This window comes from Caballeronia glathei (genome assembly GCF_000698595.1).
GTDB lineage: Bacteria > Pseudomonadota > Gammaproteobacteria > Burkholderiales > Burkholderiaceae > Caballeronia > Caballeronia glathei.
Genome location: NZ_JFHC01000039.1, coordinates 61606 through 75918 on the forward strand (window position 1 = coordinate 61606; position 14313 = coordinate 75918).

Genomic DNA, 14313 nt, shown 5'->3' on the forward strand with positions numbered 1-14313 from the left:
TTGACAGCCTGCTGTAAATTAGCACCTTGGTCGAGCCTTTTGCTTCGCAAAGGCGCCGCTCTCGCCGCATCAAAGCATTAAGTTTCTTTCCAATGACCCGATCCACCCTATCGAACAAACAGGTATGGGGCGCTGTGCTTTCCATGTCGCTCTGTGCCTTCGCCCTCGTCGCATCAGAGTTCTTGCCCGTCAGCCTTCTGACGCCCATCGCACATGAGCTTTCCCTAAGCGAAGGGCAGGCGGGGCAGGCGATTTCTGTGTCGGGATTTTTTGCGGTTCTGACGAGCCTTTCTGTGTCAACGTTGACGCGACGTTTTGACCGAAAGAAGGTGATTCTCACGCTGACAGCGCTGATGGTAGCCTCGGGCGTTCTCGTGTCCGTGGCGCCCACCTACACTGTCTTGATGCTTGGGCGCGCACTCCTCGGTGTCTCAATTGGCGGATGCTGGTCGATGTCCACGGCCGTGATGATGCGCATCGCACCCGATGCTTTCGTGCCGCGTGCGATCGCGGTAGTGCAGGGCGGCAGTGCGCTTGCGACGGCAGTCGCCGCACCCGCGGGAAGTTTCCTTGGCTCGATCATTGGATGGCGAGGTGCCTTTTTCTGCGTCGTGCCGCTTGCCGCCATTGCGCTTATCTGGCAAGCGCTCACCTTGCCGAAGCTACCCGTGCAGCGCCAAGCGCAGACTAGGCGCGGCGTACTTCGAATAATCAGCGACCGTCAGGTCTTATGCGGGGTCGGCGCTGTCGCTCTGTTGTTTATGGGGCAATTCTCGCTGTTCACCTACCTGCGTCCCTTTCTTGAGACGGTGACGAAGGTGGACGTGTCAATTCTGTCTTTCATGCTGCTTGTGATCGGCGCCGCAGGGTTGGGCGGCACAGTTTTCGTCGGCTCGATAATCAAACGGAATCTGCATGGCGTGTTGATCGCGATTCCCTTACTTATGAGCGGCATTGCCGTCGCACTGATGTTTTTTGGCGGATCCGTAGCGACGACCGCGGTGTTGCTGGCCGCGTGGGGTTTGATCGCTACCTCAGCACCCGTCGGTTGGTTCACGTGGCTATCTGAAACGCTCCCAGGCGATGCAGAAGCCGGCGGGGGCCTGATGGTGGCGGTTATCCAGCTTGCTATCACGCTCGGCACGACGCTCGGCGGCCTGCTTTTCGACAGCAGCGGATATCGCGCGACGTTTGGTCTCTCAGCCGGGCTGCTTTTGGCCGGTGCGGTGCTGGCGGCGGTCGCATCGCGCGTTCGATGCGAAAACGTAGGTAGGACGGCGCCACGCGTTGCGGGGCAAGCTTAAGCTAGCCCCAAGGCAGTAGCCCGACTTTACAGCGGCTGTTTCAACGCTTCCAAGACGACAGAGAATGCTTTTGAACTCTGACGTCGGCTCGGGTAATAGGCGTGAAGGCCCGGAAACGCCGGGCACCAGTCGCGCATCACCGGCCGCAATTCACCGCTCTGGATGTGCGGTAGCACGGCGTCCTCGGGAACGAACGCCAAACCGTAGCCGTCGATCGCGGCCCGGATCATTTGCGGTTGCGAGTTGAAAATGGTCTGTCCACTCACGCGGGTTTGAACCGAACGCTTCCCTTTCTGAAGTTCCCAGGCATAAAGGCCTTTGGTCGTCGTCAGGCGCAGCGCGATGCAGTCGTGCTTGAGCAGGTCTTCTGGTGAGCGTGGCAATTGCCGGCGTTCAAAATACGCGGGCGAGCCGACGATGGACATACGAATGTCCGCGCTGATGCGCACGGCGATCATATCTTTGGCAACCTGATCGCCAAACCGTATGCCCATGTCGTATCGGTCCTCCACGATGTCGACGAGCCCATAGTCGACTGTCATTTCCACTTGTATTTCTGGATAGTCGCGCAGCACCCTGCGCACCTTCGGCCAAACGATGGCGTCGATCGCATGATCGGTGGCCGTGATGCGAACGATGCCTGCAGGTCTTTCCCTTGACTCTGACAAGGCCGACAGCTTTGCATCGATTTCCTCGACCCGCGGCGCGGCGGTTCGGAAGAGGTCCTCTCCGGCTTCGGTCATCGACACACTGCGCGTCGTCCGGGTGAGCAAGCGAATGCCCAGCCGCGATTCCAGGTCACGAATCGTATGGCTCAGTGCGGATTGGGAGACGCCGAGCTTCGCGGCAGCACGTGTAAAGCTGCGCTCCCGCGCAACTGCAAGAAAAACGAGGATGTCGTTGAAGTTTTCACGTGCCATTGCGCCAGGCGCCCGCTGTAGTCGAATTCAACTCGCGCACCGAAACTCTTCGTGCGCGAACCTGCTGCTACCGCGCCGCAGACTCATGAGGCGGGGGTCATGACAACAGCAGTGCTTCGCCACTTTAATCAGACACGGTCATGAATGTAAAGCGCTTCAACCAATTGCAGGTTCGTTGTGGGGAAATCCGAGGCAATGTTCAGGGGTGACCATCCGACGAGGAAGTTGACAACGATAGTCTGCAACGTACCATCATGCACTTGGTGATGTCGACGTTGAAGATGAATGGCCACGGCAGCGGCGCAGCCAACTATCGCAGCGCTGGCTAGGAACACTGAACGCAGGCCGGCATGTGCGCCGACCTATCCAAGGAAGGGGCTGCCCAGAGCCATCGCTACATCTAGAAAGGCCGTATAGAGACCCATGGCCATGCCGCGATTGTTGGGTGCTATCGTGCGAACTGCTTCGACGCCGAGCCCTGGGTAGACGAGCGAATAGCCGACGCCTGAAAGGGCGGCGCCTAGGGACGCGAGCAACGTTGTCTTTGCTAGCCACAGGATTAAGAGGCCCGCTACCTGCACAATGACGAATAAGCAGGCAACTCGTGCGCCTCCAAACCGGTCTGGAAGATGCCCAGCGATAGTGCGCGCCGCGATCAATACAGCACCGAATGCGGTGAATGCGATCCATACCGGCTGCCAGTGCATGTCCGCGAAGAAAAGCGAACTGAACGCCAAGATTGCCCAGTACCCCATGCTGGCGAGCGCCGCGCCGAGTCCGGGCAGCCAAACCGCTCTCAGGATGGCATTGAAAGAAGCGTGCTGGCCGTGACCGGGCAGTACGGCTGTCGGGGTCCGGCTCACATATGCGAAAACGAATAGCGGCAGAAGGGCGGTCATCAGTGCTATCGCGACGAAGCCAAATGATGTATAGAGAATGAACCCGAGAGGACCACCGAGCGCCATCGCTGCAAACTCGCGGTTCCGACCCAAGCAATCACTTTGCCAGCATGCTGCCTTTGAACGAGACCCAGTCCCCAGGCTATCCCACCGGTGATGATGAAGCTCTCGGCACCGCCGAGAACCGCACGACCGACGAGCAGAATCGCGACAGAACCCATCGGTTCCTTTAGGAATACTAGCGACAGAAGGTACAGCAGCCCGGCGGCGGCGGCGAGTAGGCCGACGAAGACGCTGCGCTTTGCACCGCGCCTGTCAGAGTAGGAACCCGCCCAAATGCGCGAGAGCAGTGCCGCAGGGAACTGTGCACCCGCCACGAGTCCAACAACCCGTGGTCCGAATCCGAGATCGTTTGTGACATGTAGAGGCAGTACGGGGAGAGCCACGCCAATGATCACGAAGCCGGCTTCAGGAACAGGGTTGCAACAACCGAATGTCCGGCTGGTCCCTTTAAACGTGATTCGGACATGGTTGGGTCTTCTAGCGAATCGGGAGCGCTGCGTTCTATTTCGATGACGGCCCTTGCCAATGGCTTATGGCATCATGCTCCAGATAATATTAATTCTCTCGCGAGTCACACTCATTGAACCTCCTGCAAGCGCCCACCTCCACACCGGGCGTTCACATGGCAAGTCTGCCTCGCGGAGCGTTTTAATTACTGACCGACGACGAAGCGGTGTTGCTTGTGCCCTCAACGCGCCGGGCACCCGATTGCGTCTGCGTGTCGCGCGAACTGCCAAAACTATACGTATCGATGCCGTGCGCATTCTGCTCGGCAGCAATTGTTTGCGCGCTCGGTCCTTGCTGTGAGCTCGGCGCACCGACAGCCGGCCGGTAAAACGGAGCCGGACCGTAGCCGCTAGCGAAAGCTGACCCAGCAAATGCACTGGAGCCGATGAAAAAGAGGGTAACGAATAGTTTGCGGTTCATGACGCGCTCCAAAATGAGTTGATATTTGACGACAAGCTGGGGAGCCGTCCTACTAGGCTGTCAGCTATATCGCAATGACTCGAGCTTATACCCTTACTATCGGTTTTTAAACACGATGCGATGCATGCGCCTATGAATTCGGTTCATCAATCAGCTTCCGCGTCTTGTGCGCGCACCGTCAATACGAAAAGCATGTCAGTTGTCGCGAGTTATGTTGCCGACGCGTTTTTAGGACACGGTGCCGTGGAAGAGGAAGCAGCCGGGCCGAAGTCTCAATGTCCTGACAGACAATGCAAACACCGTTTGCCCGCCGTTTTGATTGAAATAAAGGATAGGATTTGTCCCCGTTTTTTCTCAATGCCGTTTGTGGAGGGCAAGGTTCGGGTCGACGGTGGTATTGCCGGAGTGCGCTGAAGCGAGTAGGATTAAATCTTACTGAACCGGAGGCGAGCATGAGAACGACGCAGCAGATGAGCATCACATTGCCAAACGAGATGGCCGAGTTCATCCGTACCAAGGTCGCCAGCGGCGACTACGCGTCTGACAGCGAAGTACTTCGTGATGCGCTTCGCGTGCTCCGCGAGCGTGACCGAGCCGTTGAGGCATGGTTGCGAAACGAAGTCGTTCCCGCGGCGCAGGCACTTCGGGACGATCCGAGCCGTGCGCTGTCGGCCGACCAGGTACGGGCCGAGTTGAAGAAGTCCCGCGCCCGCGCCGAATGACTTGGCGCGTTCAGTTTGCGCCCGAAGCGCTCGATCAACTGCGCTCCCTCGAGCAACGTATAGCAAACGCCGGCGCTCCGTTGACGGCGGAACAATACGTTGATTCGATCGTCGGTTTCTGCGTGACACTCCAGAACTTCCCTGCGCGAGGGGTAGCCCGGGACGATTTGTTGCCCGGACTTCGAATCACTCATTTCCGCAAAAGATCCATCATCGCCTACCCGTAAGACACAGAGGCTGTCTCGATCGTTGGCGTCTTATATGGTGGGCAGGATTACGAGGCCTCGTTTGCGTCTGACGACGAATGAACCCGTCACGACAGCGAATGCGGATCGTGTACGTGGGGACGTGCCTTCTGCATCGTCGAATTGACATCAAACGCTTTGTCGACGGTACATGGGAGTACCGAGTAGTTGCCGAGGTACCGTCTATCGGAGTCGCACAGTCAGGGGGTTCCAGCGCCTTGATGCAGTTCGCCGCCTTGCATCAAGCGCTGCGCGATGTCGGCAGTTTGCAAGGTCCGGCGCTCAGTCGGTGAATGGGCCGCGAGATAACGGGCGACCGCAACGAGAACATTCCGCCCCTCATCAGTATTGCCCCAAGCAGAAAACTGCCAGACGCCGGCTTCGAGCATCTGATAGGCGTGGAAGCCTGCGTCTTCGCGCAGCACCGCAAAGACAAGCGTGGCGATCAGCACTTCTGGCGGATGGCCGAGCGTAAGATGCCGCGCCACCAGTCTTGCTGCGAGATCACCCTGTCGCTGCCGGTCGAATGCGTCGAGCAAGGCAGCGCGAATGGCCTCCTCATCTACGGGAAGGTCGTCGAGCTGATCGTTGTCCTCGCCCGGGATGCGGGCCGGTGGGACGTTCAGATAACGCGCAAGGTAGAGCGCCATCGCGCCGTGCATGATGGCCCGCACGGCCGTAAGGTAACCGTCGATGCCCCCGGTCCCGATCCGCCTGAGCATTTGGTGGAGCGCGTTAGCATGGGTGAAGACATGATGCGCCGACTCCCAGTCCGCGTGCTCGTTTGCATTGCCGAAGCGAGCCACGCGCAGCGCCGCTGCATAAGCGAGGGACTGTCCCAGGTCGGCAGGAGCGGCGCCCACGCGGATCGCCGCCTTCAGCGCGTCGACGGTCTTCGCCGGATCGTCTCCAAGCAGCTCCCGCGCGAGCGCCGCGTGGTTGGCCCAGCCTTGCAAGCCGTGTCCTGCCGCAAAAAGTTGCGCCATCGGTCCGGCTGATCGCTCACACAGCGCGACGAGATCGACGGGCTGGCGCCAGGCAGTCGATTCCTCGGCGCCACGGGCGGCCACCATCTGCGCGACGATGGTTGGCAGCACAGTGGACGCGTGCTCCCAGCCGATGAGATCGAGGCACTCAAACGCCTTGTTGATGAAGTCGAGCGAATGGCCGGTGTCGGCGAAAGTCCGCTCGGTTCCGGCCGCCAGCAGGGCATCGGCGAGCACAGACGGTGAGAGACCAGCGGCAATCGCCGTCAACAGGGTCCGCTCGGCCGCCTCGCGATGGCGCACGTCGGTCCACAGGCGCAGCCAACGTTTGAGCGCGGCTGACTCCGGCCGGCTTGCAAGCGGCGCGCGTTCCCGCCGCGGCGCCTCGCCCTCGCAATCCGCTGCCACATGACGCGCGCCGTGGAACAGCGCGAGATAGACGTCGTCCTCTGGTAGCACGGGCAAGAGATTGGCGAGCGCCGTTAATATCGTGAGACCGACGCCCCAGCCGTCACGGTTTTGCGCCCCGAACAGCGCCACCTGCCGCACGATATCGGCCACCGGAACATCGGCTGCGAGCTGACCGTGCACGGCCTTGGCGATGACGAGTCCGAGGTCATGTGCGAGGCCGTCCGCGAGCCGCTGATGCCAGTACGCCGCCGGATTGGAATGAGCGAACGTGGTCGCGACCCAGATATCGTCATTGCGCACCTCGACTGCGCAGCTCGGTACATCGTCTGCCCAGAGGTCGAAGGTGCAGCCGCTTTCCAGATCGAAGCGCGCGTGGTGCCAATGGCAGGTCAGGATGCCGTCCTCGACAGTCCCTCGCTCGAGCGGGAAGCCCATGTGCGGACAACGATTATCGAGGGCGAAGACGCGCCCGCGGTCGTAGATGACAAGTATGGGGCGATGGCCACCTTGCACGACGAACCGCCCCTTCGCTTTCAGCGCTTCAAGGCTTCCCACGAGCACGAATTCGCTACTCGGTGCATCCATGCGCATACTCCGGCATGCGTCCCTTTCCGGACGTCGTAGCGACATCCGGTTCCCTCTAGGTATGAGCATACTCTCATGCCAAAAGAGATAGGCGTCCGAGGCTCCCTGTGGCTGCCGCCTTGTCTCGACGCCATTGATCTTAAGCGATGAACATCGAAATGCTCGATGGCTACTTTTCAGCGTTGATTTGTGGGCCCGACATGGTCCCGCCGAGCGAGTATCTGCCCCAAATATGGAGAGAAGACTTCGCCTTCGAGAGCGATGAGCAGGCCGCGGAGATCATGGGGGTGCTCATGCGCCACTGGAACACAATCGCGGCTGACTTGCTCGTACCTTGAACGAGCCGAACGTATACCTACCCGTGCTTCTCGAAGGAGAAGATGGCGTCGCCTCCGGTAACGACTGGGCGCATGGTTTCATGCGGGGCGTGGGGACGCGCCCGGCAAGCTGGGGCGAGCTCATTCACGATGAGGATCACGGCGGGCCCATGATACCGATCATGATGCTGCATTATGAGCACGATTCCGACCCGCAGTTGCGACCTCCGCCCATTCCTCCCGAAAAGCGTGAGGAAATACTGCGGACGATGATCGCGGGGCTACTAACCCACATCTACCACTGAGACCTGGCCAGCGATCGCCGCAACGAAGTAAGCCCAACGATGGGAAAAGGGCCCACCGCGGACCTTGATACGCTGACCGGGCGTGGCCACTCCCGGGACGTGAGTCGGTCCTTCAATGCGAAGCCACGCGTCAAACATGTCTTCAGAAGTGGGCACGAGGTCAACGCAAATCTGGAACCCGCGATACTTCAGCGTTCTTTGCATACAGTTCCTCCACAGTCCAACTCGGGCCGCTGCTTTACAGACGCTGAACCGCACCCACGTAGCTCTTCGTCGCATCCTTCAGTTGTTGCGCCGCAGCCTGCACGTGGGTGGGCAACTCGCTCAGTGCAAGTTGCGTTACGACGCCGTCCAGCCGCCTGCGGAGCTCTATCGCAAGTTCCATGACACTGGCGTCGCCAACACGCCGGCGATTGCTCTGCCTGGAACTCACCGGCGAGCAATCCACAAGACGATCTACCCGGCGGAAGTATGCCTGGGCCGCCAGGCGGTGCCTTGCATGGAGCGAAGCGATATTCGACTTTGACAGGCAATCTTTAACGACATCGGCGTTCATGCCAAAATGAATCTGCAGGGCGACGGCGGCATCCGCCTGGTGGAAACATGCCACCTGATCAAACATCGTCTCGCCATCCCCATCGATCAGATCGATCCAGACCTCGCCATCTTCGGGTGCCTGTCCCGAAGGATGAATCACGCATTCGTCCTCATTGGCAGCGGCGAGCATCCGGTGGCCGTCGACAGCATCAACCGTCATTTCAAAAACCTCGACCAGTTCCCCGCTTACTGCGACCTGCATGACCAATAACGCCATCTCTGCTCCTTGTGATGCGATTGACGGGAATAGCGTTGTGTCGATCAGGCGACCGGATCCCGTGATCCGGTTGAGTGACGTTCTGGCGGGCGCGAGCCCTCGCATCCTTGAGGCGCTTCATTGCGACATTGTGTGACGGGTGTGACTGACGCGGGTGCAACAGGCATCGTGTGCGGTGAGACGTATCATGCGTTGGGCATCCTGCGCGTCCGTCTGCGACGACTCCCGGGCGAGGTGCTAAAGCGGTCGCCGGAATGACACTGCTCCTTCCGGAAGCAGGTGCGATTGCTGTGTATCGTTGCGATCAGACGGGTCACTGTACCGACGCCCGGTCGATCCTCGACGCTCGACGCGGTCCATCCCGCCGCTGCTACGCAGCGGTATTGCCGACTTAGCCGCGACTATCGACCCAGCCGCGCGCCCAGGCCGTGGCGTGCCCGACAGCCTGTGTTTCGCTATCGAAATAGTCGAGCGCATCGAACTTGTAGGAGGCAGGCCCAGCACTCCGGGCGTCACCTCTCGTGAGGAGCAGGTTGGCGGCAAACCAGCCGTCCGGCAACCGGTGAGCGGATGGGGAAACTGAATAACCGTTGTACTGGTGAATATGTTTGTTGTTTTGCATAAGCGATAACCACGCGACGCCCGCACGACATCGATACCGTGCAAGCGAATAAATCGAAAATGGGGCGAGACGGATCGTGTCGAAAAGACAAATGATGCGCACGTTCGAACGTGGCGATCAGATCGGGAGCGCATTGGCTCCGCGAGGATGCGAGTCAGGCAAACATGCAAAGGGCCGGCAGGCCGGCCCTTGAAATACGTTACTGCGGCGAGATATTCGACGCCTGCATGCCCTTCGGGCCGCGCTTTGTCTCGTAGCTCACCTTCTGGTTTTCCGCGAGCGTCTTGAAGCCGTCGCCCCGAACTTCCGAAAAGTGAGCGAAGAGATCGTCGCCGCCAGCGTCAGGAGTGATGAAGCCAAAGCCTTTGCTATCGTTGAACCACTTGACAGTACCGGTATCCATGAGAATTCCCTGAAATAAAAATAATAGCTCCGGTGCGGAGCGACAAAAACTTCAAGGAAGAAGAGAGGACAACGAGTACCGCGCAGATAAGGCGGAAAATGGTGATCAGCAATCGAGCTTCTTGAATATTTCGAGGGCCACAGTATAGTGACAGAGCAGTTCTGTCAACGCTTTTCACGTCGCGCGCAGCAAGGAACCGCCGGCGGAGAACTCAGCGCGTGATTCCCTGAATAACAAATTCAGCGAGTGCCTTGACATCGGCTGGCTTCGCAACATGGAGATCGAAGCCGGCCTGATAGCATTTGGCCGCGACCTCGTGCGGCGGCATTTCTCCGGTAATGGCGACGAGCAGTGTGCGTTTGCCCAAGCTCTCGGTGCGCCTCACGTGCCGCGCCACCTCATATCCATTTGCGCGCGGCATGTCGATATCCAGCATGGCCGCGTCGGGTTGCCAGGTTGAGAACCACCGAAGCGCCGTAATCCCGTCGGTGGCTGTGCGCACCTCAAAATTGTGAGACTCGAAAAACACGGCGACTGCGGCGGTCGCATTGGCGTCGTCGTCAGCCAGCAGAAGTTTTTTGCGCATAGGAGGAGAGGGTGCCACTGGCGGGAGTGCCGTACGGCGCGTCCCGGGCGGCGAACCCGGACGCAGTTCCCGCCTTGAGTTGCCCTGACCGCTATCTGTTTGTAACGTGCCCATCGATCCCGCGCCCCAAGGCGCGAGCGCTGGCGTGTATGGGGGTTATGGGCCCCGGGACTACCGCCCGTGCGAGGGTAGCTTTCCTATCGGTGCGCCTGGGCCCGCCGGCACGCCATATGGCTCCTGCCACAAAGCTCCCGGCCGCAACCACTGCCAGCGTCATTAAGGTGTTCGCGGCGGTTGTTTCGCGCACCGCGCTCGCGGCGGCGGCACGAAGCTGCTGCGCTTTGCCGGCGAGCCCCCCCGACCAACGCGCCGGCTGCGCCCTGAAACCTTGCCGGCTATTTCCTCGACCGCACCTTCCGCCTTTCCCGTGTCCATGTCGATGCTCCGTTGAGTCAAACATTTCTCAATCGATGCATCGCGCGCTGCGTCACCGGTAAAGTCGGCCTGCCGCGACGACATCTTGTCCCTGCGCACGCGCAAGAAACAAGCCCAACCCCGGTCTTCAAGTGGTTGGACCGGCAAATGCGTGCTCCGCAGGAGAAGGAGCAACCTGCGTCCCGGCAGCATTGTCCACCTCATACGGCTCCCCTGCGCAGCAGCACGCCGGTCCGTCCCGCAGCGCGGGTAAATGATGGTAAGGTCTCCACACGGCGTTGCAATTCTGGCCTATGCAACAGTGACGTTCAGACCGCTTCTTCTGAACGGTGAGAAGGGTAAGCGGCAGCAACGACCCGGCCAAGGGAAGGGAGGAAAGAGCAATGGAGCGACTGGTCGACGTACTGGACAGCAGGGGCGCTGTTATTCACACGTATCCCATCACGCTCGGGCAACCGGGAGATGAGGTGGACGACGCGGCTTACGAAGCAAAAGCGCTCGAAGCGGCCGCCCACGGCCGGCTGGTTTCCGACGCAGAACTCGGGAGCCTGTCCGCCAGAATCCACATCGGCCGCGGCGGCCAGATGGCGCCCTACGGCGATGACGTGGCGGGCGATTCGGAAACGAAATCGGGCCTCGAGCAGAGCGTTCGCGAGCGCGCCTACTTTCTGTGGGAGCAGGACGGGCGCCCAGTCGGACGCGCGGAGGAATACTGGCATCGCGCGCTTGAGCAGCATCTGCGAGAGCGGGCTCACGTGCTCTGGATGCAGGATGGGCGGCCTGAAGGGCGGGCCGACGAATACTGGCAGCGGATTCGCGACTTTGAAGCGCAATGATCGCCGCAAGTCTTCTGACTTAACCCGTGGCGATCACGACGCAGCACGTCAGATGGGTGAGCTATTTCCCGCCATTTACTTCGCAAGTGCAACAGTGCTGCCCGACGTTAGCGAATATCGATCGTGCGACTGGCGGATCGCAATGGCTCATCTTTTGGTACGGTCAAGGTAAGCACGCCCTTGTCAAACTTTGCGAGAGCATGATCGGGATCGGCGTCTTCGGGCATCGGGATCGTGCGCGTGAAGGCCCCATACTCGCGCTCCAGCCGATAGCAGCCGTCCTCCTCACTGTGCACGTCCTGCCTTTTTTCGCCGCGCAGCACCAGCGCTCGGTCCTCTACGCTGATGGTCAGATCCTCCCGCTCCATGCCTGGCAACTCGACGGTCACGCGCAGTATCTTCCCCTCGTCGACCACGTCGATGCGCGGCTGGAAACGCGATGAGCTGAAGTCGCCAAACCATCGTTCGAGCGCGCCGCGCACGGCAAATGGATCGAGAAAAAAATCCTCCATCGCACGCAGGGAATCGCGCGAGAAAAGTCGCTGGATATCAGGCCACGCGGCACGCCACTGCTCGCTAGCTGGCTGACTCTGGGGGCTGTGCGCGTCGGACTTGCCCGCTGATCCGCGAAGAAATTTGAAAGGGTTCCACTTTTTCAGGTCGTGGTTCATCGTATCCTCCTCGACGGTCTGACAGGAAAACCGGATATCCATCCGCGCTCGCATCGGAACGCTTCTGCTGACGTCGCTGGACTGCGCCTCGCGAGCGGCCACTATTTTCCCATGACTTACTGCATCCGCGCCTTTATGACGCAGGTGATGGCGGCCTCACGGCCGCCACCGCCCTTTCTCCTGCCATCGTTGCCGATGTTCCTGGCTCAGTTTGTCTGCACCTCGATCCGTCGCGGCCTTGCTTCGTCGCGGCGCGGAATGGTCAGTTTCAGCACGCCGTCCTGCAGGTTCGCGTCAATCTTCGATGGGTCGAAGTCCGGGCTCAGCGAGAACGCCCGCGCGAACCGCGGCTCACGGATCTCGGCGTGCTGCAGGCGCAGACCGGCGGGTGTCGGCACGACCGCTTCGGCCTCGATGTACAGATTGCCGTCGTGCACCTTCACCTCGAGCTGGCCCTTCGTGACGCCTGGCAGGTCCGCCCACAGCGTGATGCCGTGGCTGTCCTCGAATACGTCAACTGCGGGTGTGAGCGTCATCCGCCGCGCCGGCTGGTCGCCCTCGCGTCGTGCTGCCGGTTTCTGGTTGCGTTCAGCAACCTGTGTCCTGTCGTTCATGGCTTGCTCCTAGAATAACTGGCGTTACTGGACGTTGATGGCCCGCGGCTTCGACGTTTCGCGCTTGCCGACGGTAATCGACAGGCAGCCGTTGGTGTAGCGCGCCTGCACCTTGTCGGGATCGGCGTTCTGCGGCAGTTCGATCACGCGCCGGAATGCGCCGCTGAAGCGCTCCTGCGCGTAGGTGCGAACGTCGTCGCGGGTGTCACCGCTGGCGTCCGGCCGCGCTGGCTTACGCTCGCCGGCAATCGTCAGCAACCCCTTGTCGATCGACACGTCGAGTTCACCGGCGCTCAGGCCCGGCGCGAACGCGACAATCTCGATCGACTCGTCGGTCGCCCCGATGTTGACGTACGGGAAGGTAGCGCCCGAGCGGCCGGAGCGGATGCTGGACGGGAAGCCACTGAACAGGCTCGCCATCTCGCGTTGCAGACGGTCAAACTCGCTGAAGGGGCTGGTTCTGGAATAAAGATCACTCATGGTCGTATCCTCCTTGGATGCAGCATGGAGGCGAACGGGCTTACGCGCTCCAGTCCGCCTGCCAGCTGCCGGCAAACAAATCGAAACACGCAGCGCGCCTGATGCCACCAGCGCGTCTGCCTGAGCGAAATTCAAGATAGGCACCGCGCCGGAAATTTCAAGGGGGGAAAATCTGAACTTGAAAACCGTATGTCAGCCCCTATTGTCGCGATGCATGGCAACGACCACACGGAGGACACCATGGAATTCAGTTCTGACTGGCTCACGCTGGGCAGGCACCGCGTCAGGCTGCGCTCGCCCAAAGGCTTTCCGACTGAAACGATGCGAACCGTGGCGGAGGTCGTGAGGCTTGCGATCGACAACAACATGAGCGCGCGCGCGCGGCTGGTCGAGATCGTCGTCCAGCAGGAACAGACCTACGATATCGCCGTCGGCACGACCGTGGTGGAAGACAGCGTCTGTGCGCCGCAACTGGAAGCGGCGATGTCAGTGGTGCTTGGCCTGCCGACGGAACAGGTGAACGTCACCGTGACGACGGTCAGTCAGGAGGAAGTCGATCTGCACTTCGGCGTCTACGAGCGCATGCTTGCCGAGAAGTTGGGCGTCGTGCCGCCCATCCAGTGATTGCGGGGCTGTTGCGCTACGCCGCAACGGCGGATCTGAAGTAATTCGCTGGGCACCGCCGCCGATGAGAAGGGGTCGGCGGCTGCGGCGGCGGCCGCAGAGCCACCCCTGAAGACCTTGCCGTCGCAACAGGACATCTGGATCACGGGCACGATCCAGCGGGGCCTCGGACAGTACGCGCCGGGCGACTTTACGTCGCTCCGGCTGGACCGTCTGTCAACCTCGCCGTGTAACGACAAGGTGATAACCGACATCGTGCTCGGCAAAGCCCGAATTATCAGGCATGAAGCGGACCGCCGGTCGCAATGCAATGGGTCTATCGCTCACGCTCACACAACTAATGTTGTTACCAGTTTTCAACTAAAGCTGTTACTCCCAGATTGATGGCGGCCCGACTGCCCGGTCGAGCTATGTGCGGTGGCTCATAGCCCTGCGGATAAGCCAAAGTCGTAGGAATTGCGACGCAAAAGGTCTCGGCCACGACGCGTGCGACGCGAGCGCTGAGGCGCGCCTGCCAGGTGGGTGGGGTTTGCGGCAGCGCTTG

General features: G+C 60.5%; 20 protein-coding genes. 7 read left to right on the forward strand and 13 right to left on the reverse strand.

Annotation, left to right across the window (positions count from 1 at the left end; genetic code table 11):
* The first annotated feature begins 92 nt into the window (after positions 1 to 92).
* Positions 93 to 1304: an MFS transporter gene (locus tag BG61_RS23000; RefSeq protein WP_051672726.1), complete on the forward strand. Its 1212-nt coding sequence runs from the start codon at positions 93 to 95 to the stop codon at positions 1302 to 1304.
* A 26-nt stretch (positions 1305 to 1330) separates the two neighbouring features.
* On the opposite strand, the gene BG61_RS23005 is transcribed toward BG61_RS23000, so the two are convergent.
* The 4 genes from BG61_RS23005 to BG61_RS40260 all read right to left on the reverse strand — a co-directional run bounded on the left by BG61_RS23005 (position 1331) and on the right by BG61_RS40260 (position 4113).
* On the reverse strand, positions 1331 to 2224 hold the full coding sequence (locus BG61_RS23005; protein ID WP_035942143.1) for a LysR family transcriptional regulator: 894 nt from the start codon (positions 2222 to 2224) through the stop codon (positions 1331 to 1333).
* 362 nt (positions 2225 to 2586) lie between these two features.
* Positions 2587 to 3189, reverse strand: coding sequence for an MFS transporter (locus BG61_RS44655; protein ID WP_267908600.1), 603 nt, complete (start codon positions 3187 to 3189; stop codon positions 2587 to 2589).
* Positions 3129 to 3581 (reverse strand): MFS transporter, encoded by a 453-nt coding sequence (locus BG61_RS44660; protein WP_338152273.1) that lies wholly within the window; start codon positions 3579 to 3581, stop codon positions 3129 to 3131. Before BG61_RS44660 ends, BG61_RS44655 begins: the two co-directional genes overlap by 61 nt.
* 253 nt (positions 3582 to 3834) lie before the next feature.
* Positions 3835 to 4113, reverse strand: a complete 279-nt coding sequence (locus BG61_RS40260; protein ID WP_075584209.1) for a hypothetical protein — start codon at positions 4111 to 4113, stop codon at positions 3835 to 3837.
* A 452-nt stretch (positions 4114 to 4565) separates the two neighbouring features.
* On the opposite strand from BG61_RS40260, the gene BG61_RS23015 reads away from it, so the two are divergent.
* Together BG61_RS23015 and BG61_RS23020 are read left to right on the forward strand one after the other, a co-directional pair.
* Positions 4566 to 4835 (forward strand): type II toxin-antitoxin system ParD family antitoxin, encoded by a 270-nt coding sequence (locus BG61_RS23015; RefSeq protein ID WP_035942150.1) that lies wholly within the window; start codon positions 4566 to 4568, stop codon positions 4833 to 4835.
* Positions 4832 to 5062 (forward strand): type II toxin-antitoxin system RelE/ParE family toxin, encoded by a 231-nt coding sequence (locus BG61_RS23020; RefSeq protein ID WP_081868158.1) that lies wholly within the window; start codon positions 4832 to 4834, stop codon positions 5060 to 5062. The genes BG61_RS23015 and BG61_RS23020 overlap by 4 nt, the downstream gene beginning before the upstream one ends.
* Before the next feature lie 218 nt (positions 5063 to 5280).
* Here BG61_RS23020 and BG61_RS23025 read toward each other — a convergent pair whose 3' ends face one another.
* Positions 5281 to 7062 (reverse strand): Rieske (2Fe-2S) protein, encoded by a 1782-nt coding sequence (locus tag BG61_RS23025; protein WP_206540608.1) that lies wholly within the window; start codon positions 7060 to 7062, stop codon positions 5281 to 5283.
* Positions 7063 to 7208: 146 nt separating this feature from the next.
* Here BG61_RS23025 and BG61_RS45020 point away from each other — a divergent pair, with 146 nt between their 5' ends.
* Both BG61_RS45020 and BG61_RS45025 read left to right on the forward strand, forming a co-directional pair.
* Positions 7209 to 7400: a UPF0149 family protein gene (locus BG61_RS45020; protein WP_411776666.1), complete on the forward strand. Its 192-nt coding sequence runs from the start codon at positions 7209 to 7211 to the stop codon at positions 7398 to 7400.
* Entirely contained in the window at positions 7397 to 7684 is a 288-nt protein-coding gene (locus BG61_RS45025; RefSeq protein ID WP_411776665.1) for a UPF0149 family protein, read from the forward strand. Before BG61_RS45020 ends, BG61_RS45025 begins: the two co-directional genes overlap by 4 nt.
* Positions 7685 to 7922: 238 nt before the next feature.
* On the opposite strand, the gene BG61_RS23035 is transcribed toward BG61_RS45025, so the two are convergent.
* The 4 genes from BG61_RS23035 to BG61_RS23050 all read right to left on the reverse strand — a co-directional run bounded on the left by BG61_RS23035 (position 7923) and on the right by BG61_RS23050 (position 10109).
* On the reverse strand, positions 7923 to 8498 hold the full coding sequence (locus BG61_RS23035) for a hypothetical protein (RefSeq protein WP_035942158.1): 576 nt from the start codon (positions 8496 to 8498) through the stop codon (positions 7923 to 7925).
* A gap of 391 nt (positions 8499 to 8889) precedes the next feature.
* Entirely contained in the window at positions 8890 to 9120 is a 231-nt protein-coding gene (locus tag BG61_RS23040) for a hypothetical protein (protein WP_035942162.1), read from the reverse strand.
* Positions 9121 to 9319: 199 nt separating this feature from the next.
* Complete coding sequence (locus BG61_RS23045; protein ID WP_035942163.1) at positions 9320 to 9523, reverse strand: cold-shock protein; 204 nt, start codon at positions 9521 to 9523, stop codon at positions 9320 to 9322.
* Positions 9524 to 9734: 211 nt separating this feature from the next.
* Positions 9735 to 10109 (reverse strand): response regulator, encoded by a 375-nt coding sequence (locus tag BG61_RS23050; protein ID WP_051672727.1) that lies wholly within the window; start codon positions 10107 to 10109, stop codon positions 9735 to 9737.
* Positions 10110 to 10927: 818 nt separating this feature from the next.
* Between BG61_RS23050 and BG61_RS23055 the strand changes: the two genes are divergently transcribed.
* Positions 10928 to 11380 (forward strand): DUF2934 domain-containing protein, encoded by a 453-nt coding sequence (locus BG61_RS23055; RefSeq protein ID WP_035942166.1) that lies wholly within the window; start codon positions 10928 to 10930, stop codon positions 11378 to 11380.
* A gap of 107 nt (positions 11381 to 11487) precedes the next feature.
* Here the strand turns inward: BG61_RS23055 and BG61_RS23060 are convergent, their stop codons facing one another.
* The 3 genes from BG61_RS23060 to BG61_RS23070 form a co-directional block, all read right to left on the reverse strand.
* Positions 11488 to 12051: an Hsp20/alpha crystallin family protein gene (locus BG61_RS23060; protein ID WP_035942236.1), complete on the reverse strand. Its 564-nt coding sequence runs from the start codon at positions 12049 to 12051 to the stop codon at positions 11488 to 11490.
* A 206-nt stretch (positions 12052 to 12257) separates the two neighbouring features.
* Complete coding sequence (locus BG61_RS23065) at positions 12258 to 12665, reverse strand: Hsp20/alpha crystallin family protein (RefSeq protein ID WP_035942168.1); 408 nt, start codon at positions 12663 to 12665, stop codon at positions 12258 to 12260.
* A gap of 24 nt (positions 12666 to 12689) precedes the next feature.
* On the reverse strand, positions 12690 to 13145 hold the full coding sequence (locus BG61_RS23070) for an Hsp20/alpha crystallin family protein (protein ID WP_035942171.1): 456 nt from the start codon (positions 13143 to 13145) through the stop codon (positions 12690 to 12692).
* A gap of 240 nt (positions 13146 to 13385) precedes the next feature.
* Between BG61_RS23070 and BG61_RS23075 the strand changes: the two genes are divergently transcribed.
* The gene (locus BG61_RS23075) at positions 13386 to 13769 is read left to right on the forward strand and encodes a hypothetical protein (RefSeq protein WP_035942238.1); all 384 of its coding nucleotides are present in this window, start codon (positions 13386 to 13388) and stop codon (positions 13767 to 13769) included.
* A 346-nt stretch (positions 13770 to 14115) separates the two neighbouring features.
* On the opposite strand, the gene BG61_RS43700 is transcribed toward BG61_RS23075, so the two are convergent.
* Positions 14116 to 14313 (reverse strand): hypothetical protein (locus BG61_RS43700; RefSeq protein WP_206540609.1); only part of this gene is annotated, 198 nt, incomplete at its 5' end.

Excerpts from the sequence above, each read along its gene's own strand:
- BG61_RS23000 (WP_051672726.1), top strand. The coding sequence starts at position 93 with ATGACCCGATCCACCCTATCGAACAAACAGGTATGGGGCGCTGTGCTT.
- BG61_RS23005 (WP_035942143.1), bottom strand. The coding sequence starts at position 2,224 with ATGGCACGTGAAAACTTCAACGACATCCTCGTTTTTCTTGCAGTTGCG.
- BG61_RS44655 (WP_267908600.1), bottom strand. The coding sequence starts at position 3,189 with ATGGCGCTCGGTGGTCCTCTCGGGTTCATTCTCTATACATCATTTGGC.
- BG61_RS40260 (WP_075584209.1), bottom strand. The coding sequence starts at position 4,113 with ATGAACCGCAAACTATTCGTTACCCTCTTTTTCATCGGCTCCAGTGCA.
- BG61_RS23015 (WP_035942150.1), top strand. The coding sequence starts at position 4,566 with ATGAGAACGACGCAGCAGATGAGCATCACATTGCCAAACGAGATGGCC.
- BG61_RS23020 (WP_081868158.1), top strand. The coding sequence starts at position 4,832 with ATGACTTGGCGCGTTCAGTTTGCGCCCGAAGCGCTCGATCAACTGCGC.
- BG61_RS23025 (WP_206540608.1), bottom strand. The coding sequence starts at position 7,062 with ATGGATGCACCGAGTAGCGAATTCGTGCTCGTGGGAAGCCTTGAAGCG.
- BG61_RS45020 (WP_411776666.1), top strand. The coding sequence starts at position 7,209 with ATGAACATCGAAATGCTCGATGGCTACTTTTCAGCGTTGATTTGTGGG.
- BG61_RS23035 (WP_035942158.1), bottom strand. The coding sequence starts at position 8,498 with ATGGCGTTATTGGTCATGCAGGTCGCAGTAAGCGGGGAACTGGTCGAG.
- BG61_RS23040 (WP_035942162.1), bottom strand. The coding sequence starts at position 9,120 with ATGCAAAACAACAAACATATTCACCAGTACAACGGTTATTCAGTTTCC.
- BG61_RS23045 (WP_035942163.1), bottom strand. The coding sequence starts at position 9,523 with ATGGATACCGGTACTGTCAAGTGGTTCAACGATAGCAAAGGCTTTGGC.
- BG61_RS23050 (WP_051672727.1), bottom strand. The coding sequence starts at position 10,109 with ATGCGCAAAAAACTTCTGCTGGCTGACGACGACGCCAATGCGACCGCC.
- BG61_RS23055 (WP_035942166.1), top strand. The coding sequence starts at position 10,928 with ATGGAGCGACTGGTCGACGTACTGGACAGCAGGGGCGCTGTTATTCAC.
- BG61_RS23060 (WP_035942236.1), bottom strand. The coding sequence starts at position 12,051 with ATGAACCACGACCTGAAAAAGTGGAACCCTTTCAAATTTCTTCGCGGA.
- BG61_RS23065 (WP_035942168.1), bottom strand. The coding sequence starts at position 12,665 with ATGAACGACAGGACACAGGTTGCTGAACGCAACCAGAAACCGGCAGCA.
- BG61_RS23070 (WP_035942171.1), bottom strand. The coding sequence starts at position 13,145 with ATGAGTGATCTTTATTCCAGAACCAGCCCCTTCAGCGAGTTTGACCGT.
- BG61_RS23075 (WP_035942238.1), top strand. The coding sequence starts at position 13,386 with ATGGAATTCAGTTCTGACTGGCTCACGCTGGGCAGGCACCGCGTCAGG.